This is a genomic window from Streptomyces sp. Ac-502 (genome assembly GCF_045222935.1).
Classification (GTDB): Bacteria; Actinomycetota; Actinomycetes; order Streptomycetales; family Streptomycetaceae; genus Streptomyces; species Streptomyces monomycini.
In genome coordinates this window covers 6,540,441-6,562,750 of record NZ_JBHFFO010000001.1, presented here as the reverse complement: position 1 = coordinate 6,562,750, position 22,310 = coordinate 6,540,441, and the positions used below count along the sequence as shown (strand labels likewise).

Annotated in this window: 14 protein-coding genes and 4 pseudogenes; 5 read left to right on the top strand and 13 right to left on the bottom strand. The window is 72.3% G+C overall.

Translation table 11 applies throughout. The annotated features are described in order from the left end of the window. Window positions 1-42 precede the first annotated feature (42 nt). The 10 genes and pseudogenes from ACEXOX_RS29985 to ACEXOX_RS29940 all read right to left on the bottom strand — a co-directional run bounded on the left by ACEXOX_RS29985 (window position 43) and on the right by ACEXOX_RS29940 (window position 12,810). The gene (locus ACEXOX_RS29985; protein ID WP_406524224.1) at window positions 43-480 is read right to left on the bottom strand and encodes a cytidine deaminase; all 438 of its coding nucleotides are present in this window, start codon (window positions 478-480) and stop codon (window positions 43-45) included. A 14-nt stretch (window positions 481-494) separates the two neighbouring features. Beyond that, entirely contained in the window at window positions 495-1,778 is a 1,284-nt protein-coding gene (locus tag ACEXOX_RS29980) for an ABC transporter permease (RefSeq protein WP_406524223.1), read from the bottom strand. After that, window positions 1,775-2,905, bottom strand: coding sequence for an ABC transporter permease (locus ACEXOX_RS29975; RefSeq protein ID WP_406524222.1), 1,131 nt, complete (start codon window positions 2,903-2,905; stop codon window positions 1,775-1,777). The genes ACEXOX_RS29980 and ACEXOX_RS29975 overlap by 4 nt, the downstream gene beginning before the upstream one ends. Continuing rightward, the gene (locus tag ACEXOX_RS29970) at window positions 2,902-4,413 is read right to left on the bottom strand and encodes an ABC transporter ATP-binding protein (RefSeq protein WP_406524221.1); all 1,512 of its coding nucleotides are present in this window, start codon (window positions 4,411-4,413) and stop codon (window positions 2,902-2,904) included. The genes ACEXOX_RS29975 and ACEXOX_RS29970 overlap by 4 nt, the downstream gene beginning before the upstream one ends. Window positions 4,414-4,724: 311 nt before the next feature. After that, window positions 4,725-5,756, bottom strand: a complete 1,032-nt coding sequence (locus ACEXOX_RS29965; RefSeq protein ID WP_406524220.1) for a BMP family protein — start codon at window positions 5,754-5,756, stop codon at window positions 4,725-4,727. 743 nt (window positions 5,757-6,499) lie between these two features. Further along, complete coding sequence (locus ACEXOX_RS29960; RefSeq protein ID WP_406526509.1) at window positions 6,500-7,723, bottom strand: amidohydrolase; 1,224 nt, start codon at window positions 7,721-7,723, stop codon at window positions 6,500-6,502. 127 nt (window positions 7,724-7,850) lie between these two features. Then, window positions 7,851-9,152 (bottom strand): annotated as a pseudogene (locus ACEXOX_RS29955) (hypothetical protein). 83 nt (window positions 9,153-9,235) lie between these two features. Further along, window positions 9,236-10,167: pseudogene (locus ACEXOX_RS29950) on the bottom strand (N-acetylneuraminate synthase family protein). 21 nt (window positions 10,168-10,188) lie between these two features. Then, window positions 10,189-11,433 (bottom strand): cytidylyltransferase domain-containing protein, encoded by a 1,245-nt coding sequence (locus ACEXOX_RS29945; protein WP_406524219.1) that lies wholly within the window; start codon window positions 11,431-11,433, stop codon window positions 10,189-10,191. 52 nt (window positions 11,434-11,485) lie between these two features. Then, window positions 11,486-12,810: pseudogene (locus ACEXOX_RS29940) on the bottom strand (DUF6716 putative glycosyltransferase). Window positions 12,811-12,997: 187 nt separating this feature from the next. Here ACEXOX_RS29940 and ACEXOX_RS29935 point away from each other — a divergent pair. Genes ACEXOX_RS29935 through ACEXOX_RS29925 form a run of 3 tightly spaced genes read left to right on the top strand, consistent with a single transcriptional unit; the run spans window position 12,998 to window position 16,591 of the window. Then, a complete protein-coding gene (locus ACEXOX_RS29935; RefSeq protein ID WP_406524218.1) occupies window positions 12,998-13,975 on the top strand; it encodes a glycosyltransferase family 2 protein in 978 nt (325 codons plus the stop codon). 49 nt (window positions 13,976-14,024) lie between these two features. Next, on the top strand, window positions 14,025-15,356 hold the full coding sequence (locus ACEXOX_RS29930) for an alpha-2,8-polysialyltransferase family protein (protein WP_406526508.1): 1,332 nt from the start codon (window positions 14,025-14,027) through the stop codon (window positions 15,354-15,356). Next, entirely contained in the window at window positions 15,353-16,591 is a 1,239-nt protein-coding gene (locus ACEXOX_RS29925; protein WP_406524217.1) for an acyltransferase family protein, read from the top strand. Before ACEXOX_RS29930 ends, ACEXOX_RS29925 begins: the two co-directional genes overlap by 4 nt. 39 nt (window positions 16,592-16,630) lie before the next feature. Here the strand turns inward: ACEXOX_RS29925 and ACEXOX_RS29920 are convergent, their stop codons facing one another. Next, window positions 16,631-17,293 carry a TetR/AcrR family transcriptional regulator C-terminal domain-containing protein gene (locus tag ACEXOX_RS29920; RefSeq protein ID WP_406524216.1) on the bottom strand — a complete coding sequence of 221 codons (663 nt, stop codon included), beginning with the start codon at window positions 17,291-17,293 and terminating at the stop codon, window positions 16,631-16,633. A gap of 68 nt (window positions 17,294-17,361) precedes the next feature. Between ACEXOX_RS29920 and ACEXOX_RS29915 the strand changes: the two are divergent. After that, a pseudogene (locus ACEXOX_RS29915) lies at window positions 17,362-18,877 on the top strand (FAD-dependent monooxygenase). Here ACEXOX_RS29915 and ACEXOX_RS29910 read toward each other — a convergent pair. Next, window positions 18,858-20,072: an MFS transporter gene (locus ACEXOX_RS29910; RefSeq protein ID WP_406524215.1), complete on the bottom strand. Its 1,215-nt coding sequence runs from the start codon at window positions 20,070-20,072 to the stop codon at window positions 18,858-18,860. The pseudogene ACEXOX_RS29915 and the gene ACEXOX_RS29910 overlap by 20 nt on opposite strands. Before the next feature lie 54 nt (window positions 20,073-20,126). Between ACEXOX_RS29910 and ACEXOX_RS29905 the strand changes: the two genes are divergently transcribed. Continuing rightward, window positions 20,127-20,954 (top strand): AraC family transcriptional regulator, encoded by an 828-nt coding sequence (locus tag ACEXOX_RS29905; protein WP_406524214.1) that lies wholly within the window; start codon window positions 20,127-20,129, stop codon window positions 20,952-20,954. Here ACEXOX_RS29905 and ACEXOX_RS29900 read toward each other — a convergent pair. After that, window positions 20,890-22,287: a gluconate:H+ symporter gene (locus ACEXOX_RS29900; protein ID WP_406524213.1), complete on the bottom strand. Its 1,398-nt coding sequence runs from the start codon at window positions 22,285-22,287 to the stop codon at window positions 20,890-20,892. The two genes, ACEXOX_RS29905 and ACEXOX_RS29900, sit on opposite strands and share 65 nt — an antisense overlap. Between the last annotated feature and the right edge of the window lie 23 nt (window positions 22,288-22,310).

The window sequence follows — 22,310 nt, the reverse complement described above, 5'->3', positions numbered from 1 at the left end:
GAGGCCCGCACCGCTGAGGTGCGGTGCGGGCCGGTGGTCCAGCTAGCGGCCCAGGTGCTGGGGGCCGAAGGCGTCCGGGAGGAGGTCGTCGAGGTGCCGGACGCCTGCCTCGCCTGCGTCGATCAGCAGGCCGGGGCCGCCGTGCTCGTACAACAGCTGGCGGCAGCGGCCGCACGGTACGAGCAGTTCGCCCTGGCCGTCCACACAGGTGAAAGCGGTCAGCCGGCCGCCGCCGGTGGCGGCCAGCGCGGAGACCAGGCCGCATTCGGCGCACAGGCCCAGTCCGTACGAGGCGTTCTCCACGTTGCAGCCGACGACCGTACGGCCGTCGTCCACCAGGGCCGCGGCGCCGACCGGGTAGCCGGAGTACGGGGCGTACGCCCGGGACATCGCGTCCCGGGCCGCCTCGCGGAGCTGTTCCCAGTCGACCGGCGCCTGTCCGTCGTCGCTCCGGCCCTCGCCGCTTCGGCCCTCGTTCATCCGGCCATCGTGCGTCATGTGCCCTGCCCCCGCCGGTACGGCTTGCCGTTGGCCTTCGGAGGCCGCAGCCGCTGCGCGAACAGTGCCAGCACCAGCAGCGTGGCGATGTACGGGCTGGCCTCGACCAGCTCCAGCGGCACCGCGTCCGTGAGGAAGTACCACAGGACGAGGAGCACCGCCGCGACGCCCGCGACCGCCGCCTGGGCGCGCTTGGCGGCGCGCAGCCGGAACAGCGCGAGGACGGCGAGCAGTGCCGCCAGGCCCAGCAGCAGCGCGTGTACGGTCGGGCCGCCGCTGCGCAGCTGCATGGCGTCCATGAAGCCGAACAGGCCCGCGCCCATCGCGACCCCGCCGGGCCGCCAGTTGCCGAAGATCATCGTGGCCAGGCCGATGTAGCCGCGGCCGCCGGTCTGCCCGTCCTGGAAGAAGTGCGTGCTGATGGACAGGAACGCGCCGCCGAGCCCGGCAAGCGCGCCGGAGACCAGCACCGCCGCGTACTTGTACGTGTAGACGTTGACGCCCAGCGACTCCGCCGAGACCGGCGCCTCGCCGCAGGACCGCAGCCGCAGGCCGAAGGAGGAGCGCCACAGCAGGTAGAAGGTACCGACGAAGAGCAGTACGGCCAGCACGGTGAGCCAGGAGACGTTGGTGACCAGGCCGCCGAGGATGCCGGCCACGTCGGAGACCAGGAACCAGTGGTGGCTTTCGAGGGACTGCAACGCGTCCGACAGGCCCGGGACCGTGAACGTCGGCATGTCGGCCATCGGCGGCGACTGCTTGTCGTTGCCGCCCGCCCGCATCGCCGCGCTGCCCTCCGCGCCGAACCACAGCGTGGCCAGGTACTGCGTCGCGCCCAGCGCCAGGATGTTGATCGCGACACCGGAGACGATGTGGTCGACACCGAAGCTGACGGTGGCGATCGCGTGCACCAGCCCGCCGAGCGCGCCGCCCAGGATGCCGATGGCCGCGGCGGCCCACGGGCCGTGCTGCCAGCCGATCCAGCCGGCCGCGAACGAGCCGAGCATCATCATGCCTTCGAGGCCGATGTTGACCACGCCGGCCCGCTCGGCCCACAGGCCGCCGAGGCCGGCCAGGCCGATCGAGGTGGCGGCGGCGAGCGCCGCGCTGAACTGTCCGGCGGAGGTCAGGTCATTGGTGCCGGTGACCGCGCGCAGCAGCGACACCGCGACGATCGCCCCGGCGACGATCAGCAGGATGACGGGGTAGGTCAGCCTGCGGCGACCGCCACCCCGCGCGCTGGCGCCGGGCCGGGCCGCGGGCTTGAGTTCCGTACTCACGCGGTCGCCTCCGCCTTGTCGTTCTCACCTGGGTTCGTACGGGCCTGGGCGGCCAGTTCCTCGCCGACCTTGCGCTGCTGGGCGCGCAGCCCGTACCGGCGCACGATCTCGTACGCGATGACCACGCACAGCACGATCACGCCCTGGATCACGCCGACGATCTCCTGCGCGTACCCCTCGAACTCCAGGCGGGAGCCGGTGCGGTCGAGGAACGCCCACAGCAGGGCGCCGAACGCCATGCCCACCGGGTGGTTGCGGCCCAGCAGCGCGATGGCGATGCCGGTGAAGCCGATGCCGGCCGGGAAGTCGGTGCCGTAGTTGAAGGACTCGTTGAGCAGCGTCGGCATGCCCACCAGGCCCGCGGCGGCGCCCGAGAGCAGCATGGAGATGACCACCATGCGCTTGACGCTGACGCCGCTCGCCTCGGCGGCCGGCTCGGAGGCGCCGACCGCGCGCAGGTCGAAGCCGAAGCGGGTGCGGTTGAGCACGAACCAGTAGACGAAGCCGGCCAGCGCCGCGATCACCACGAAGCCGTAGACCGGCTTGGGGTCGGTCGGGAAGCTGAAGAAGTGGCTGGACTCCGGCAGGAACTCGGTGTGCAGCAGGTTGCCGTCCTTGATCGCGAGACGGCCGTCCTGGAGGAAGTAGCCGATCACGGAGGCGGCGATGGCGTTCAGCATGATCGTGGTGATCACCTCGCTGACGCCGCGCGAGGTCTTCAGTACGCCCGCGATGCCCGCCCACACCGCGCCCACCAGCATGGCGATCACGATGAGCAGGATGATCTGGAGCGCGCCGGGCAGCGCGATCGCGCCGCCGGCCGCGGCGGCCGCGAAGGCCGCCAGCCGGTACTGCCCGTCCACACCGATGTTGAACAGGTTCATCCGGAAGCCGATGGCCACCGCCAGTGCCGACAGGTAGTACGGCACCGCCTTGTTGATGATCCAGACCTGGCTGTCGCTGTAGTGGCCGTAATCGACCATGATCCAGTAGGCGCGGAGCGGGTTCTCGCCCGACGCCAGGAAGACCAGCGAACTGATGACGAACGCGGCGGCGACGGCCAGCAGCGGCGCCGCGAGCGCCAGCAGCACCTTGTCCTTGGTGAGCGACCTGGTCAGCGTCTTCACTCCCGGTCACCGCCCTCGCGGGTGTCAGCGTCTTCAGCGGTGAGGTGACCGCTGGCGGCACCGGTCATGGCCGAGCCCAACTCCTCCGGGGTGATGGTCGCGGGGTCGGCGTCCGCGACCAGCCGGCCCCGGTACATCACCCGCAGGGTGTCGGAGAGCCCGATCAGCTCGTCCAGGTCGGCAGAGATCAGCAGGACCGCCAGCCCCTCCCGGCGCGCGGCGCGTATCTGCTCCCAGATCTGCGCCTGTGCGCCGACGTCCACGCCCCGCGTGGGGTGGGCGGCGATCAGCAGCTTGGGGTGATGGCTCATCTCGCGGCCGACGATCAGCTTCTGCTGGTTGCCGCCGGACAGCGAGGCCGCCGTCACCTCGACACCGGGCGTCCGTACGTCGTACTCGGCGACGATCCGCTCGGTGTCCTTGCGGGCCCCGGCCAGGTCGAGCAGCCGGCCCTTGCTGTTGGGGCGCTCGGTGACGTGCCCCAGGATGCGGTTCTCCCACAGGGGCGCTTCCAGGAGCAGGCCGTGCCGGTGGCGGTCCTCGGGTACGTAGCCGATGCCGTCCTCGCGGCGCTGGCGCGTGCTGGCGCCGGACAGGTCCTGCCCGTCCAGCGTCACGGTGCCGGCGTCCAGGGCGCGCGTGCCGATGATCGCCTCGACCAGTTCGGCCTGGCCGTTGCCCTCCACGCCGGCGACGCCGAGCACTTCGCCCCTGTGGATGGTGAAGGTGATGCCGTCCAGTACGGTCCGGACGACGCCGTCGGAGTCGGTGGCGCTCAGCCGGAGGTCCGCGACGCCCAGCATCGGGGTGTCCGTCACCGTCGACTCCCGCGTCTCCGGCGACGGCAGCTCGCTGCCCACCATCAGCTCGGCGAGCTGCTTGGGCGTGGTCTTCGACGGCTCCACCGACGCGACGGTGGTGCCCCGGCGGATGACGGTGATGTCGTCCGCGACGGACAGCACCTCGCCCAGCTTGTGCGAGATGAAGATGACGGTCAGGCCCTCGGACTTCAGCTCCCGCAGGTTGTCGAAGAGCGCGTCGACCTCCTGCGGGACCAGGACCGCGGTCGGCTCGTCGAGGATGAGCGTACGGGCGCCGCGGTAGAGGACCTTGAGGATCTCCACCCGCTGCCGGTCCGCGACGCCGAGGTCCTCTACGAGGACGTCGGGCCGGATGCTCAGCCCGTACGCGTCCGAGATCTCCATGATCTTGGCGCGGGCCTTGCCGGCGATGCCGTGCAGCTTTTCCGCGCCGAGGACCACGTTCTCCAGGACGGTGAGGTTGTCGGCCAGCATGAAATGCTGGTGCACCATGCCGATGCCACGGGCGATGGCGTCCGCGGGGGTGCCCAGCGCGGCCTGCTCGCCGTCGAGCGTGATGGTGCCCTCGTCCGGCTTCTGCATCCCGTAAAGGATCTTCATCAGCGTCGACTTGCCCGCGCCGTTCTCGCCGCACAGGGCGTGCACGGTGCCGCGGCGCACGGTCAGGTCGATGTCGTGGTTGGCCACGACACCGGGGAAACGCTTGGTGATACCGCGGAGTTCGACGGCTGCGGGGCCCGGCTTGGCCGGGCGGCTGATCGTGGGTGCTGCGTTGATGGCGCACTCCCCTCGGGGATGGTTGTCCTTGGCGGACGGCGTGTCCTTGGGCGACGTCCTTGGGCGACGTCCTTGGGCGGACGGCGGCAGCGGGTACCGGCCGTCGGGGGCGCGGGCGTGGGGTGGCCCGGCCGCGGGTGGTTCGGCCGTGGGGTGGTTCGGCCGCGGTGGGGCGGGCGGTACCGGGCCGCGGTGCGGCGGGATACCGTCCGGCGCCCTGGCTACGGCGTCTCCTTGACCTTCACCTTGCCCTCGACGATCTTCTGCCGGGCGGCGTCGATCTGCGGCTGGATGTCCTTGATGAAGCCGCCCGACGTGGCGAGCGTGACACCCTTCTTCTTCATGTCGTACGCGTGCACGCCCGTCAACGGCTTGCCGTCCTCGACGCTCTTGATCAGGTCGAACACCGCCACGTCCACGTTCTTGACCACCGACGTCAGGATGCAGTCCTTGTACTTCGCCAGGCCCGGCTGAAGATACTGGTCGGAGTCCACGCCGATCGCCCAGGCACCCTTGCGCTTGCTGATCGCCTCGATGGCGCCCGCGCCCGACTGGCCGGCCGCGGAGTAGATCACGTCGATGCCGCTGTCCAGCATGCCGCCGGCCTTGGCCTTCGCGGCGGCCGGGTCGTTGAACCCCTTGTCGTTGTTGGGGTACAGGTACTGCGACGTGACCTTGGTGTTCGGGTCGGTGTCCCGTACACCTTGCTCGAAGCCGGCCTGGAACTTCTGGATCAGCGCGTTGTTCACGCCGCCGATGAAGCCGACCTTGTGGTTCTTGCTCTTCAGCGCGGCGGCGACGCCCGCCAGGTACGAGCCCTCGTGCTCCGCGAAGACCATCGCGTCCACGTTCTTGCCCTGCGGCACCGCGTCCACGACGCCGAACGACGTCTCCGGGAAGTCCTTGGCGACGTTCTCGATGGACCGGCTGTAGGCGAAACCGACACCTATGACCGGATTGTAACCGGCCTCGGCGAACGACGTGAGCCGCTGCTCGCGGTCCGCCTCCGTCTCGCCGTTCTTCGCGGTCAGCATCTTGACGTTGACGCCCAGCTTCTCCTTGGCGTTCATGGTGCCGCGGGCGGCCGCCTCGTTGAAGGAGTGGTCGTCCCGCCCGCCGATGTCGAACGCGAGCCCGACACCGGCGTGGCTGGCCCGGTTCGCCTCGGCGAAGCTCTGACCGCAAGCGGTGGCGGTGACCGCGAGAAGCGCGGAGGCGCTGGCCGCGGCGGCAAACCTGGTGACCCGACGCAAGGGGCCTTTCCCTTCGCTGATAGCGCCCACGGCGGCGCTGGCTTGACGGGAGATTAACGCGCGTAGACCTGGCGCAAAACCCTTCACTGCGTGGCTGTTATCTGATTGTTCCTCCCCGTCGTGGGGGCGGGTCGCCGGGGCGCTGGCGCGGTGGGTGCGGGTGCGCGCTTCGCGCGGGGGTTTGCGCTGGCGCGCGGCTCGCATTGCGTTCGTTGTGGGGCGGGGGCGCGCAGGGGGCCAACTCCTCGGCACCGTGCACGACCACGTCAGGAACAAATGGGGACGCAGATACCCGGCTGCCTGCGGGGATGGCCCCCTACACGCCCCCTCCGGCCGGATTGGCGAGTCCGGGTCAGCTGGGGGGAAGGGTTCGATCACCCTGGTGCCCGCGCTCCTGGGGGTGAGGCGCACAAGGTGGAGGCGGTGAAGCGGGTCGCTGTACGGCGGTGAGTCGCGCGCCGGGCCATCGGGCGTGGGGCAGAGCCGCGCTGCGCGGCACCCGGCTTGTGAATGTGCCCAGCCCGATCGGTCCGATAGTCGCTGGACGGCCAGGGCTCGGGGACACGTAGGGGGCTCCCCGCAGGCAGCCGGGTATCTGCGTTCCCTTATGTTCCTGACGTGGACGTGCACGGTGCCGAGGAGTGACCCCTGCGGGGCCCCGAGCCCCCACCCACCGGGCCCAACGCGCAAGACGCGCGCACCCACCAGGCCGAAGCTGAAGGCGCGCACCCCCCACACGGCCCCTACCCCAACAACGCCGCCGCCGTGAACAGCTCCACCCCGGCGCGAATCGAACTCTCGTCCACGTCGAAATCGCCGCGGTGCAGGTCGAAGCGGGCCGTGCTGCCCGGAGGCCGCACCCCCAGGCGGGCCATCGCGCCGGGGACGTGTTCCAGGTACCAGGAGAAGTCCTCGCCGCCCAGGGACTGCTCGGTGCCTTCTACGGCGTGCGAGCCGCGGCGGGCAGCCATCGCGTCGTGCAGGAGTTGGGTGGAGACCGGTTCGTTCACCACTGGTGGGACTCCCCGTACGTACGTGACCTGGCACTTCGCCCCGTACAGCGCAGCGACCTCGTCGATCGCCGCGTGCACCATGTCGGGTGCGCCGCGCCACGCGTCCAGGTCCAGGCAGCGCACCGTGCCGGCCAGTTCCGCGTGCTGGGGGATGACGTTGCAGGCGTGGCCCACGTCCAGGCGGCCCCAGGTCACCGCGAGACCGGCGCGGGTGTCGACGCGCCGGGAGAGGAGTGCGGGTACGTCGACGACGATGCGGGCGGCGGCCGTGACGAGGTCGGTGGTCAGGTGGGGGCGGGCCGTGTGGCCGCCGGGGCCGTCGAGGGTGACCTCCAGACGGTCGCAGGCGGACGTGATCGCTCCGGTGCGCAGCCCGATGCGGCCGGCGTCGACGCGGGGGTCGCAGTGCACGGCGAGGATGCGTCCGACCCCGTCCAGCGCCCCGGTGCCGATCACGTCGGTGGCGCCGCCGGGCAGCGCTTCCTCGGCGGGCTGGAAGAGCAGGCGTACGGGGCGCGACAGCCGACCGTCGCGTGCCAGGTCGGCGAGGAGGAGGCCGGCGCCGAGGACGACGGTGGTGTGCACGTCGTGGCCGCAGGCGTGGGCGCGGTTGGGGACGGTCGAGCGGTAGGGCACCGTCTTCACGTCGGGAATCGGCAGCGCGTCGATGTCGGCGCGCAGGGCGAGCAGCGGCTGCCCGCCGTCCCAAGGGGTGAGACCGGGCGTGATGTCACAGATCAGGCCGGTGCCGATGGACAGGACGCGTGGTGTGAGGCCGGCCCGCTCAAGGCGCGCCTTGAGCGCGGCGGTGGTGCGGAACTCCTGGTTGCCGAGCTCGGGGTGCATGTGCAAGTCGCGGCGGAACGCGATCAGTTCGGCGCACAGCTCTTCCGGCAGCGCGCCGGGCAGCGGTTCCCCGGCAGGGGCGTCTTCGGTTGCGGCCTCGCGGGACATCAAGTGGTTCACCTGTTGAAGGTTACGGGGGCCGCTGGGGCAACTGTCCCTCGATCAACAAAAGTTCAGCCCGTTAGGGGAAGGAAATCTAGGCCGCCCGGCGCATGGAGCAGTCATCACGGGGGTATCAGTACGGGTTCCGCTTGTTTCCGGAATCAGGGGTGCCGGTCGCCTCGGGCGTCACGTGCGGCGGTTCCGCCTCCGGAGCCCCCGGCACCGAAGGCGGCGCCGGCGCTGTCGGTAGGCGTCGCACGCCCCGTGCCGTGCCGGTCACGCCGGACAGGAAACTCTCGGCGCGCGGGGACGCCTTGCTGGTCAGCCAGGTCGGGTCGATGTCGCAGACGGCGACGCCGACCTCGGTGCCGGCCAGCGCGAGCGGCAGGGTGTGGACCACGGTGGACGGGAAGCTGAGGACGAGGCGGCCTACGGGGCCGCGCCGGGCGATGAGTTCCAGTGGCAGGTCGGGGCGGACCACTTCGAGGCCGGTCTCGGTGGCGATGCGGTGGAGTTTGGTGGCGGATTCACGCCGGTGGGCGAAGTAACGGGTGGCGCCGTGGTCGCGGGCGAGTGCGGCGACGGCCGCCAGGTAGCGGTCGGGGTCGACGACGCCGGTCTCGACGAGGGAGGTGCCGACGATGTCCGCGCCGCGGGTCAGCCGGGGCGGCCCGAACCGCCGTGTGGTCCAGGCGAATTCGTTCGACAGGAGGGTGATGCCCGGTGGTGGTTCGACGGGCATGGCGGTGAAGAGGGCCACGGTGCGGCGGCCGCCGGGGTGAGCCGGCGGCGGGCGGCCGCCGCGCACGGTGCGAAGAGCAGGTCGCGCGGGCCGCGTCCGCCGTGGCGGTGCCAGCGTACGAGGCGTTCTCCGTTGGTCAGTTGGGTGATGAACTCCATCGTGGCGGTGCCGTCGTCGACCACGACGAGGTCGCGGGCGCCGGTGAGGGTGAGCAGGAGCTGGACGTAGCGGGAGAAGGGGTCGCCGATGACGACGCGGCCGGCGCGGCGCAGCCGGGGGTGAGGCCGCCGATGGTGCGCAGGGGGCGCTCGCTCCGCCGCGCGCCTCCTCCCATCGTACGGAGAAGCCTTCTTCGCGGGCGAGTTCGGCCATCCGGCGGAGCTGGCCGCGGGTCATCGGGTCGTGCGGGGCGAGGACGACGACCGTGAGGTCCGTGGCCTGTTCGCGGTAGGCCCATTCCAGGACGTTCAGCAGTTGTACGGGGCTCTCGACGAAGGCGAGGGTGCCCGCGGCCGCGCGCCGGGCGTCCCGTCGGGCCGCCCGCCCGGCCGCACGGGTGTGCTGGGCCGTCTCCCCGGCCTCGACGCGGCGCGCGGCGGGTCTGCGGCGCTGCCGGGGTACCCCCAGGAGGCGGTGGGCGGGAGTACCCGCCGTCTCCTGGGGCGGGCCACAGGCCCCGTCTGGTGAGCTCACGGTGTGTACGTCCCGTTCGTCAGGCGACTGGAGCTGTCGGGCGCGGGCGGGTGCGGCCGTACGGGGGTGAGTACGGGGACGGGTCAGGCCGAGACCGGCTCGCGGTCGGCGGCCTCCGTGTCGGCGACGACGCCGGCGACGCGGCGCAGCTTCCTCATCGGGCCGAGCTCGCTGTCGTAGACCTTCTTGACGCCGTCGCCGAGGGAGGCCTCGATGGTGCGGATGTCGCGGACCAGGCGGGTCAGGCCCTGGGGCTCGACGGAGGCGGCCTGGTCGGAGCCCCACATGGCGCGGTCGAGGGTGATGTGGCGTTCGACGAAGGCGGCGCCGAGGGCGACGGCGGCGAGGGTGGTCTGCAGGCCGGTCTCGTGGCCGCTGTAGCCGATCGGGACGTTGGGGTATTCGGCCTGGAGGGTGTGGATCATGCGGAGGTTCAGCTCTTCGGCCTTGGCGGGGTAGGTCGAAGTGGCGTGGCACAGGACGATGTTGTCGCTGCCGAGGACCTCGACGGCGTGCCGGATCTGCTTGGGGGTGGACATGCCGGTGGAGAGGATCACCGTACGGCCGGTGGCGCGCAGGGCGCGCAGCAGCTCGTCGTCGGTGAGGGAGGCGGAGGCGACCTTGTAGCAGGGGACGTCGAACTTCTCCAGGAAGGCGACGGACTCGACGTCCCAGGGGAGGCGAACCAGGCGATGGAGCGCTTCTTGGCGTACTCGTCGATGGCGCGGTAGCCGTCCTCGTCGAACTCCACGCGGTGGCGGTAGTCGATGTAGGTCATCCGGCCCCAGGGGGTGTCCCGCTCGATGTCCCACTGGTCGCGCGGGGTGCAGATCTCGGGGGTGCGCTTCTGGAACTTCACGGCGTCGCAGCCGGCGTCCGCGGCGGCGTCGATGAGCGCGAAGGCGTTCTCCAGGTCGCCGTTGTGGTTGATGCCGATCTCACCGGTGACGTAGACGGGGCGGCCGGGGCCGACGAGGCGGTCGCCGAGGGTGCGAAGGCGGGGGTTGCTGGTCATCTGGGTGAGTTCCTTACCTGGTCAGAGGGTCGGGCCGAGGATCCACGAGGCGATCTCGCGGATCGCGCCGCTGCCTCCGGGGGTGGAGGTGACGGCGCGGGCGGCGCCGCGTACGACGTCGTGGGCGCCGGCGACCGCCACGGGCCAGCCGACGAGGCCGAAGCACGGGAGGTCGTTGACGTCGTTGCCGACGTAGAGCACGCGCTCGGGCGCGATGCCCTGTTCCTCGCACCACTGCTTGAGGGCGAGGTCCTTGCGGTCGATGCCGTGGAGCACGGGCAGGCGCAGTTTCTTCGCCCGTGCGGCGACGACCGGGTTCACTTCCGTGGACAGGACGAGCAGCTTCAGCTCCGCCTTGCGCAGGGCGGCGATGCCGAGGCCGTCGCCGCGGTGCACGGCGACCATCTCGCGTCCGTCGGAGTCGACGAGCACCCGGTCGTCGGTCTGGGTGCCGTCGAAGTCGAGTACGACCGCGTCGATGTCGTCGCGGGTCGGGAGCGCGCCGGGGCGCGCGGTGTCCAGCAGGGGCGCGAGGGCGCGGGCGCGCGCCAGGTCGTGCGGGTCGTCGACCTCCAGCACGCGGGCCGGGTCGGTGCGCACCAGTTCCGTACGGCCGAAGAAGCGGTGGCCGGCGGCGCGGAAGCCGGCGGCGTCCATGGCGTAGGCGGCGCCGGTCTCCAGGAAGTCCTGGGGGCGGTCCTGGCGGCGGGGGCGGAAGGTCTTGTCGTGGTTGACGCCGGCGCCGCCGGAGGCGGTGGGGCCGGCGGGGTCGGCCTCCGCCTCGACCGCCGCGTCGGCGCCCTCGCGCCATACGAAGCCGTGGAACGGTGCCACGGTCAGCGCGCTGTCCGCCCCGGTCTCGACGACCGCGGCGGCGACCGCGTCGATGTCCTCGCTGATCAGGAAGGGGCTGGTGCACTGGACGAGCAGGACCGCGTCGACGGGCCTGCCGTGCTCGGCCTCGTAGGCGTCCATGGCGTGCAGGACCGCGGCCTCGCTGGTGGCCGTGTCGCCCGCGATGGTGCCGGGGCGGCGGACGACGACGGCGCCCGCGCCGCGCGCCGCGCCGGCGATCGCCGCGTCGTCCGTGGAGACCACGACGTCGGTGACCAGGCGGGCCGCGCGGCATTCGCGGACCGCGCGGGCGATCAGCGGGACGCCGCCGACGGCGGCGAGGTTCTTGGCGGGTACGCCCTTGGAGCCGCCGCGGGCGGGTATGACGGCCACGACGGTGGGTGCGGCCGTACGGCTCGGGGTGGTCGGCATTGCGGGCTCCTTCCGGGGGCCGTGCGGGCTCCGGGAGCGGGCGGGTGGGCACTCACAGCTGTCCCCAGCGGCGGATGGCGGGCGCGACGCGCTGGACGCCGTGGCGGTAGGCGCCGCGGGCGGCGTCGCGCACGGTGTCGCGGGCGAGCCGTCGCAGGCCGCCGGTCTCCGCGGGTTCGGCGCTCTGGCCTGGCAGGGGTTCGCCCTCGGGGCCGAGGCCGTGGCGGGCGAGGATGCCGGGGAGGTAGCCGGGGGCGGTGCGGGGTGTGTAGTACGGGGTGAGGGGCGGCAGGCGGTCGGCGGCGCGCAGGGCGGTGACGCGGGCGCGGGCGGCGTCGAAGGCGGTGGCGTAGCGGGAGCCGGGGGCCACGCCTTGGCGGGCCGGCCAGTGCGGGTCGGGGTCGGGGCGGTGTCCGGCGTCGAGTTCGTCCCAGGAGGCGAGGCAGCCGGAGCCGAGGAAGTGGTGGTTGCCGAGGACTTCGCGGATGCCGAGGTCGGTGAGGACGGCGGTGGGGATGCCGCGGTGCAGGGATTCCAGTGCGGCGGTCGAGCTGACGGTCACCAGGAGGTCGGTGCGGTCCAGGACGTCGCCCATGTTGCCGTACGCGAGGCGGCAGTTGGGGGCAGCCCGCCGGGGAGGCGGGCGGCCAGTTTCTGGTACGGGAGTTCCTCGATGTGCGTGGTGTGTTCGCCGGGTTTGCTGCGCAGCTTGATCAGCACCTCGCGGCCGGGGTGGCGGCGGGCGTGTGCGGCGGCGCGGCGCAGGAGGTACGTACGGTCCTCGCGGCGGTCCGGTACGGAGGGCTGGGCGGCGAAGACGACCGTGTACGGGCGGTCGTCGGCGGGTGCGTACGGGGCGCCGCCCAGGAAGGGCAGGGCGCACTCGACGACGCTGCGGCTGTCCGCGCCGACGCCCTCGTACACCGCGCGGAAACGTTCCGCGTCGTGACGGGAGTTGGCGAGGACGACATCCGCCCCGTGCCGCAGCAGCAGGCCGTCGGCCAGCTTCTCGTAGACGACGCCGACGTAACCGGTGACGACGACGGGCCGCCGGGCCGCGCCGCGCCAGGCCCGGGCGAGGCCGTGCAGCATCGCCTGTACGGCGCCGCCGACGCAGGCGAGGACGACCACGTCGTACCGCGTGGTGTCCTTCATCAGCTCCAGGAAGTCCGCGCCGCGGATTTCGCGCAGCGTCTCCGCACGGGCGCCGACCTCGTCGAGCTGGCGGACCGTGGGGGTGGCGCGGCCGCGGAGCAGATATCCGTCCAGACGGATGTCCGATTGCATACGGTGCGCTGTCGAAGCGCCCCATTTCCATCGGGTGTCGGAATCCGCGAGCACCGCGACACGCGGCGGGGAAGTGGTACGAGTGGGCACGACGAAAACGCTAGGAAGGCGTTCCGTTCGGCGGGCCAACTGTGCCGCAACAACGGGTTAACAGCGCGACGCGGGACAGCGAACCGGCCGGCCGCATTGCCCGGTTAACCATCCCGCCATTCTTCGTTCACCCCGGAGCCCGCGGCCCGTCAAGACGAATGCCGAGGCCGCGCCTAACGTCACCCGGGTGGTTAAGCTCTCCGTCGTCGTGCCGTTCTACAACGTGCAGACATATGCGCCCGACACCCTGCGAAGCCTGGCGGCCAACGCCCGCGAGGACTTCGAATTCCTGCTGGTGGACGACTGCTCGCGGGACGAGACGCCGCAGATCCTGGCGCGCGCCGAGGGCGAGCTGCCCGGCGCCCGGGTGCTGCGGCACGAGCGGAACGGCGGTCTGGCCACCGCCCGCAACACCGGCCTGGACGCGGCCAACGGCGAGTACGTGACCTTCCTGGACGGTGACGACTGGCTGGCGCCCGGGTACTACGATCAACTGCTGGCCACCATCGAGGGGTTGGGGTGCGATTTCGTCCGTACGGACCATGTGCAGTGCACCGCGCGCGCCCGTTCCGTGCACCGCGTGCCGCACGGCCGCCGGAACACCGTCCTGGACCCGCGCGCGCTGATCCTGCCCGCCGACCGCTCCACCTCCGTCGACTACGCCTTCGCCTGGGCCGGCGTCTACCACCGCCGGCTGCTGGACGACGGGCTGCTGCACTTCCGGCACGGTCTGCGCACCGCGGAGGACCGGCCGTGGATCTGGCGGCTGCACCGCGAGGCCCGGTCGATGGCGGTGTCCGGGCTGCTCGGTGTCTTCTACCGGCGCGGGGTGGCGTCCTCCCTCACCCAGATCGGTGATGTGCGGCAGCTCGATTTCCTCCGCGCATTCGATCAAGTCATCGAAGAAACGGCGCAGGACCGGGAAGCGGACCGGCTGCTGCCGAAAGCCGTCCGTACGTATTGCGCCATCATTGCCCACCACCTCGGTTCGATCGAACGATTCGAACCGCAGGTCGCCCGTCAATTGCGCGCGCTGAGCGCGGCGGCGCTGAGAAGAATGCCGCAGGACGTACTGAAGGAAGCACTGAATTCGATGGACACGCAGCGCGCCTCCCGTCTGCGACGGCTGCGCCGGCGCCCGGTTCCGGCGGAGGTGGCCGCCTGATGGCCCCCGTACCGACGCCGAGCGCCGGCCGGACCGGCCGCGTACGCAGATCTTCCTGGCGTCCACCCTGTACGGCGCCGCGACGCTGGCCGCCGCGCTGGACGCGGACCGCTTCACACCGGCCGCCCGCCGGCTGCTGCTGGTCAGCAACAACGCGGCGACCCCGGAGACCGCGACACCGGTGGACCGGATGCCCGGTTTCGAGCGGCTGCGCGGCCGCTTCGACCGGGTCCTGTCGTGGAACGAGACGATCAGCCCGTTCCACCCCGGCGGCTGGTCCCCGCGCCCGGACGACGTCCCGCTGTGGGAGCGGCATCTGCGGCTGCTGTGGGAGCTGGGCGAGGACGAGATCGAACTGGTCGTGGAGTCCATCCAGGTCCACCCGGCGCTGGCGCTGGCGCAGCTCTTCCCGGACGCGCCGGTCGAGGTGTACGCGGACGGGCTGATGAGCTACGGCCCGACGCGCAACAAGCTGGACCCGCTGGTCGGCACCCGGGTCCGCCGCCTGCTGCACCTGGACCTCGTACCCGGCCTGAAGCCGCTGCTGCTCACCGAGTTCGGGGTGGGCGCGGAGACCGTGCCGACCGACGCGTTCCTTGCGGTGCTCGCCGAGCTGGCCGCGGACTTCGGCGCCCCGGCGCTGCACGCCGTACCGGAAGGCGCCGCGCTGCTGCTCGGGCAGTACCTGTCGGCGCTCGGCATCCTCACCCCCGAGGAAGAGGAGGAGCTGCACGTCCGGATGCTGCGCGGCGTGGTCCGGCGCGGACACCGCGAGGTGGTGTTCAAGCCGCATCCGTCGGCGCCGGCCCGCTGGTCCCGGGCGCTGGAGCGGGAGGCGGAACGGCTCGGCGCGGAGCTGACCGTACTGGAGACGCCGGTCCTCGCCGAAGTGCTCTACCAGCGCAAACGGCCCGCACTCGTGGTCGGTTGCTTCTCCACCGCGCTGCTGACGGCGTCCGCCTTCTACGACGTGCCGACCGCCCGCGTCGGCACCGACCTGCTGCTGGAGCGCCTGACCCCGTACCAGAACAGCAACCGTGTGCCGGTCACGCTCGTGGACGCGCTGGTGCCCGACCTGGCGGACGAGCCGGGTACCAAACCGGCGCCGACCCACATCAACGGGCTGATCAGCGCGGTCGGTTACGCGATGCAGAACCAGATCTACCCGGACCTGCGCCCGGTCGCCGAGCGCTACCTCGCCGCCCACCTGAACGAGCGCACCTGGCGCTACTTCAAGCGCCGCCGCCTGACCGCGCTCGCGCTCCCCGGCGCGCTGCCGTCCCAGCTGGCGTTCATCCCGCGCAACGCGGCCGTCCGCAGGGTCGCGCGGCGCGCGCGGGCGATGCAGCGGCGCCTGAGGAAACGGGCCGCGTTCGGATGACCGCGCAGCTCCCGGCCGGGGCGCCGATACCCGCGGCGGCCCCAGGCCCGCCCACGTCGTCCGTGTCGCCCGTGTCCGCCTCGTCCGCGTCCGCACCGGCCGCCCGGCGCCTGCCCGCCGTACCGGACGTACGGCCCGGCGCAGCGCCCCCGCCCGCCAAGAAACCCCGTGGCGTGCCCCGCCTGCGCGCCCTCGACGGGCTGCGGCTCTGCGCCGCCCTGATGGTCGCCGCCTACCACCTCGGCGGCCGGGGCGGCGAGATGGCCAAGGCGTGGGGCAGCTCCCCGGCACACCAGTTCCCCACGCTGCACAGCGCGTTCGCGTACGGCTGCCTCGGCGTCCAGATCTTCTTCGTGATCAGCGGTTTCGTCATCTGCATGAGCGGCTGGGGGCGTTCGCTGCGCTCCTTCGTCGCCTCCCGCGTCGCGCGGCTGTATCCGGCGTACTGGGTGGCGATCCTGCTGGTCACGGCCGTCTTCGCGCTGCCGTGGGTGGCGTTCGAGGCGCTGGGTCCGAGCGACGTGCTGACCAACCTGACGATGCTCCAGCAGCCGTTGGGCGCCAAGCGGGTGCTGGGGGTGTGCTGGACGCTCTGGGCGGAGATGCGGTTCTACGCGCTGTTCGCGCTGTGCGTCGTACTGCCGGGCGCCACCCGCCGCCGGGTGGTGCTGTTCTGCGCCGGATGGACGCTGGCGGCGGCGCTGGCGCAGGCCGCGCACGTCCCCGCGCTGGATGTCGTACTGATGCCGCGGTACGCGCCGTTCTTCATCGGCGGCATCGGCTGCTACCTGCTGCACCGCTACGGCGGGCGCGACCCGGTGGCGTGGGCGGTGGTCGGCGTCAGCTGGCTGACCGGCCAGCACCACGCGGTGGCCGGGCTCTGGCACCCGCCGTCCGCCCACGCCTTCTCCTACCGCTCGGCGGTGGTCGTCATCGCGATCGTCACGGTGGGCTTCGCGCTGGTGGTGGCGATCGCGCTGGGCCGGATGCAGTGGGCGAACTGGCGCTGGCTGACCGTGGCCGGGGCGCTGACGTACCCGTTCTACCTCGTCCACGAGCACCTGGGCTGGGTGGCCGTGCAGGGCCTGCACGGCGGCCTGCGGCTGCCTTCGTACGCGACGCTCGCCCTGACGGTGGCGCTGATGCTGACGCTGGCGTGGGCGCTGCACCGGTGGGTGGAGCGGCCGCTCACGCCCGTACTGCGGCAGGCGATCGACCCGCGTCCGCGCCGCTAGGGACCGGGGCGCCGGGGGCGGCTCCCCCGGCGCCTCCCGTCACTCGCCGGGCAGCAGCGCGGCCTCGATCCCCGCCACGATCGCCCGCAGGCCGTCCTCGAAGCCGCGGGCGGTGTCGCCGAACATCTCCAGGCCGGCCGCGGCCGTGAGCGGGTAGTCGGCGCCCACGCTCCGCTCCCGTTCCCGCTGGTCGTACGCCGGGTCGCGGTGCGAGTCACCGGGCACCGGGAAGACGGACTGCTCCTCGATCACATAGCCGATGGTGTAGGCGTACGTGGTGAACCAGGCGCGCGCGGCCCGCTCCGTCGTGAACCCGGCGCTCCGCATGGTGGCCAGCAGGGACTCCATCGGCCGCAGCAGCGCCTGGTCGCGCAGCCGGGTGCCGCCGAAGACCTTGCCGCCGTCGCGGTAGCCGAGCAGCGTGTGCCGGGTCCGGCGGCACGCCTCGGTGAGCATGGCCCGCCAGTCGCCGCCCCCGGAGCCGTCGCCGGCCTCCGCGAGTGGCGCGGTCATCTGCCGGAGCAGCACGGTGGCCATCTCGTCCAGCAGCTCCTGCTTGTTCTTGAAGTGCCAGTAGAGCGCGGGTGCCTTGACGTCCAACTCCTTGGCGATACCGCGCAGGGTGAGCCCTTCGAGGCCGACGTCGTTCAGCAGGCCCAAGGCGGTCTCCGCCACCAGTTTCCGGTCGAGTCTCGTTGCCACGTTGACAATTTAACACCGTTAAGCGCATCCTCGGGAGCAGGCAACTTAACGACGTTAAGGGGACACCCATGGCCAGCACCGACACCCTGCCCGGACACGTGGACGTACTGATCTCCGGCGCCGGCCCCACCGGCCTGGCCCTCGGCCTCGACCTCGCCCGCCGCGGCGTGCGCGCCCTCGTCCTGGAACGCCAGGACCGGCTGGCGCCCGGCACCCGCGGCAGCGGCATCCAGCCCCGCACCCAGGAGGTGTACGAGGACTTCGGGGTGCTCGACGCCGTACGGGAGTCCGGCGGGACGTACCCGCCGCGGGGGAACTGGAAAGACGGCCGCATGGTCGACGAGCAGGTGATGGTCGAGTCCTCCGACCCGACGCCGGCCACTCCGTACGGCACCATGCTGATGCTCCCGCAGTGGCGCAACCTGGAGATCCAGTACGCGCGGCTGACCGAACTGGGCGGCACGGTGGCGTTCGGCACCGGCCTGGAGTCCTTCACCCAGGACACGGACGGCGTCGAGGCCCGCGTCGTACGCGCCGACGGCACCGCCCGTACGGTGCGCGCCTCCTACCTCGTCGCGGCCGACGGCGGGCGCAGCCCGGTCCGCAAGGCGCTCGGCGTCACCATGACCGGCCAGTCCGTCGCGCCGTACCCGATGCTCCTGGCCGACATCCGGCTCGACGGGCTGGACCGGAACCACTGGCACATGTGGGGCGAGTTCCGGGCCACCGACTACGTCTCGCTGCTCGCGCCGGCGAAGTACGACTACTTCCTGCTCATGGCGGGCTTCATGGACCCCGTCACCGTGCCCGACACCTCCCCCGACGGCGTGCGCAAGCTCATCGCCGAGCGCACCCACCTGACCCCCGGCCAGCTGGGCGAGGTGCTGTGGTCCTCCTCCTTCCGGCCGAACGCCGCCCTGGCGGACCGGATCCGGGTGGGCCGGGTCTTCCTCGCGGGCGACGCGGCGCACGTCCACTCCCCGCGGGCGGCCAGGGCCTGAACACCAGCGTCCAGGACGCCTACAACCTCGGCTGGAAGCTGGGCCAGGTCATCCGGCACGGCGCGCCGGACTCCTCCTCGACACTTACGAGGCCGAGCGGCTGCCGGTCGCCGCGAGCATCCTGGCCACCAGCACCCGGCTGCACCGGTCGGGCGACATGCGGCGCGGCAGCGACCTGCACCAGATCGACGTCGGCTACCCGGACGGGCCGCTCGCCACCGAGCGGCGCACCGGCCTCGCCGACGGCGGGCTGCGCGCCGGCAACCGGGCCCCCGACGCGCCGTGCACCACCCCCGACGGCACCCCGCGCCGCCTCTTCGACGTCTTCCGCGGCCCGCACTTCACGCTGCTGGCCGTCGGGGACGCCGAGGTCGCGGCGATCGACGGCGAGCTGGTCCGTACCTGCCGCGTCGGCGGCCCGGCCCCCGACCTGCTGGACTCCGAGGGGCACGTCCGCGACGCGTACGGCGAAGGCGTGTTCCTGATCCGCCCCGACGGCTACGTGGGATACGCCGCCGACGACGCCACCGGCCTGCCGGAGGAACTGGTCCGGTACGGCGTCCTCACCGCCGCGGCCCGCTGACGGCGGCCTGCCCGGCGCCCTCCTCCGAGGGCCGCCGGGCGTCCTCCCCCGGCTCGGTCAGCGTCCGCGCGACGAGCCAGGCCACGACGCACAGCGCGATCAGCGGCAGCAGCGCGGTGCGCAGGCCGGTGGCATCGGCGAGGGCGCCGATGGCCGGGCTGACGACGCCGCCGACGCTGACCGCCAGGCCCAGGGTGACGCCGCTCGCCGTACCCATGCGGTTCGGCAGCAGGTCCTGGCCGAGGGTGATGTGCAAGGAGAACGGCACGTACAGGGCCGTGGCGGTCAGGGCGGCGAAGACGTAGAGCGCGGGGCCGGGGACGAGGACCAGCCCGGCGACGGCCGGGACGCAGGCCGCGTAGGCGATCCGTACCGTACGGACCCGGCCCCACCGGGACGCCAGCCGGCCGCCCAGCACGGTGCCCACCGCACCGCCCGCGAACAGCACGAACAGGGCCACCGAGCCCGCGGTGGCGCCCCCGCCCACCCGTTGCTGCGCGTAGACGGCGATGAAGGCGCTCAGGCCGACGAAGACGACGGAACGGCAGACGATGACGGCCGTCAGGCGCAGGAACTCCGGCCAGTCGTCGCGGCCCGCCGACCGCGCCGCGGCCTTGGCGACGGCCGCCTTCGGCGCCAGGGTACGGATCGCCGCGGCGGTGAGCAGGACCCCGGCCACCGCGGGCACCGCCAGCCACGGCGACGCGCGGAGCGAGCCCGCGGAGAGCAGCGGGCCGACGGCGGCCGGGGCGAGGGCGAAGCCGATGTTGCCGCCGAGGGAGAACCAGCCCATGGCGACATGGCTGCCGCCGCTCGCGACACGGGCCAGCCGCGCGGCTTCCGGGTGGTAGGCGGCCACCCCGATGCCCGAGAGGGCAACCGCGAGGCACGTGAGGACGTACGAGTCACCGAGCCCCGACAGGGCGATGCCGAGCCCGGCGCACAGGGTGCTCACCGGGATCAGCCAGGGCAGCGTCCAGCGGTCGGTGAGCGAGCCGAACAGGGGCTGCACGAGGGAGGAGAGGAGGGTGGCGGCCAGCACGATGCCCGAGGCGGCGGCGTAACCGTAGTGGCGCTCGGCCACCAGGAAGGGCACCAGGGCCGGGACCGCGCCCTGGTAGAAGTCCACCGCCGCGTGTCCGACGGACATCATCGCGACCGGCCGCCGGGGAGCGGCCACGTGCTTCGTCGTCATGCGTCGATCCTGGCGACCGCACCCGGTGGCGGACTTCCCATAAGCTGCCACGTCATGCCGGTTTTCCGCCATCACCCGCCGCACGTCACGACCCTCACCCGTTTCCTGCCGCAGGGTGCCAAGGTGACGGCCCACCACCACGACGTCCACCAGATCGTCTACGCGGGGCGCGGCGTGCTCACCGTGACCACGGACGCCGGGAGCTGGGTCACCCCGGCCACCCGGGCGATCTGGATCCCGGCCGGAACGGTGCACGAGCACCGGGCGCACGGGGACACCGACCTGCACACCGTCGGCGTACCGCTCGACGCCGACCCGCTGGGGCTGGAGCGGCCCGCCGTCCTGGCGGTCGGCCCGCTGCTGCGCGAGCTGATCATCGCGTACAGCGGTACGGGCAGCCGCCGTACGCCGGAGGCGCGGCGCCTGCTGGCCGTACTCCTCGACCAGCTGCGCCACACCCCGCTCCAGGCCCTGCACCTGCCCAGGGCCCGCGACCCGCGGCTGGCGGCGGTCTGCGCGACCCTCCGCGCCGACCCGGCCGATCAGCGCCCGCTGGCCGCGCTCGGCGCGGCGGCCGGGGCGAGCGAGCGGACCCTGGCCCGCCTCTTCCGCGCCGAACTGGGCATGACCTTCCCCCAGTGGCGTACGCAGCTGCGCCTGCACCACGCGCTGGTGCTGCTGACGCAGGACGGCCCGGCGCTGTCCGTGACCGCGATCGCGCACCGCTGCGGCTGGGCCTCGGCCAGCGCCTTCATCGATGCCTTCCGCGGGTCGTTCGGACACACGCCGGGCGCCCACCGGGCTCTCGTGGGCCCGGCTACAACACCAGCGACAGCAGCAGCACGCACACGATCCCGACGACGGAGATCAGCGTCTCCATGAGCGACCAGGTCTTGAGCGTCTGGCCGACGTTCATGCCGAAGTACTCCTTCACCATCCAGAAGCCCGCGTCGTTGACGTGGCTGAAGAACAGCGAACCGGCGCCGACGGCGAGGACGAGCAGGGCGGTGTGGGTGGTGGACATGTCCGCGGTGAGCGGCGCCACCAGGCCCGCGGCGGAGATGGTGGCCACCGTCGCCGAGCCGGTCGCAAGCCGGATCGCGACCGCGATCAGCCAGGCCAGCAGCAGCGTGGAGATGTTCCAGTCCTTGGACAGCTCCAGGATCATCTGGCCGACGCCCGCGTCCACCAGGGTCTGCTTGAAGCCGCCGCCCGCGCCCACGATCAGCAGGACGCCGGCGATCGGGGCCAGGGACTTCTCGACGGTGGTGGCGATCCGGCCCTTGGTGAAACCGGCCGACCGGCCCAGCGTGAACATGCCGACGACGACGGCGGTGAGCAGCGCGATCAGCGGGGAGCCGACCACGTCGAAGACCCGCTGGACCGTCGTGCCCTTGTCGTCCACGACGACGTCCACCAGAGCCTTGGCCAGCATCATCACGACCGGCAGCAGCACCGTGGCCACGGTGATCCCGAAGCCGGGACGCTTGTCCAGCTCGCCGGAGGCCCTCTCCGGAACCATGTTCTCCGGCGGGCGGATGTCCACCCAGCGGGCGGCGTAACGGGAGAAGAGCGGACCGGCGACGATCGCCGTCGGAATCGCGACGACCACGCCGAGCGCCAGGGTGACACCCAGGTTGGCGTCGAGCGCGGCGATGGCGGCCAGCGGGCCGGGGTGCGGCGGGATCAGGCCGTGCATGACGGACAGGCCGGCCAGCGCCGGGATGCCGATGCGCATCAGGGAGAAGTTGCCGCGCTTGACGACCAGCAGCACCACCGGGATCAGCAGCACGATGCCGACCTCGAAGAAGATCGGCAGGCCGACGATGCCGGCGATCAGCACCATCGCCCAGGGCATCACACGCCCGCTCGCCTTCGCCAGGATCGTGTCGACGATCTGGTCGGCGCCCCCGGAGTCGGCGAGCAGTTTGCCGAGGATCGCGCCGAGCGCGATCAGGATGCCGGTGCCCGCGACCGTACTGCCCAGGCCCGACGAGAAGCTGGCGATGGCCTTGTCCAGCGGCGCGCCCGCCACCGCGCCCAGCACCAGCGAGCCGATGATCAGGGACAGGAAGGCGTGCAGCTTGAACTTGGTGATGAGCAGGACGATGACGGCGATGCCCGCGAGGACGGCGATGCCGAGCTGCGCGTGACCGGCCGAGGTGATCGGCTCGGTCGCGTCCGCTGCCAGCATCTCGACGCTGAGATGTGTCACGGCTGTTCCCTAGGGGGTGCAGT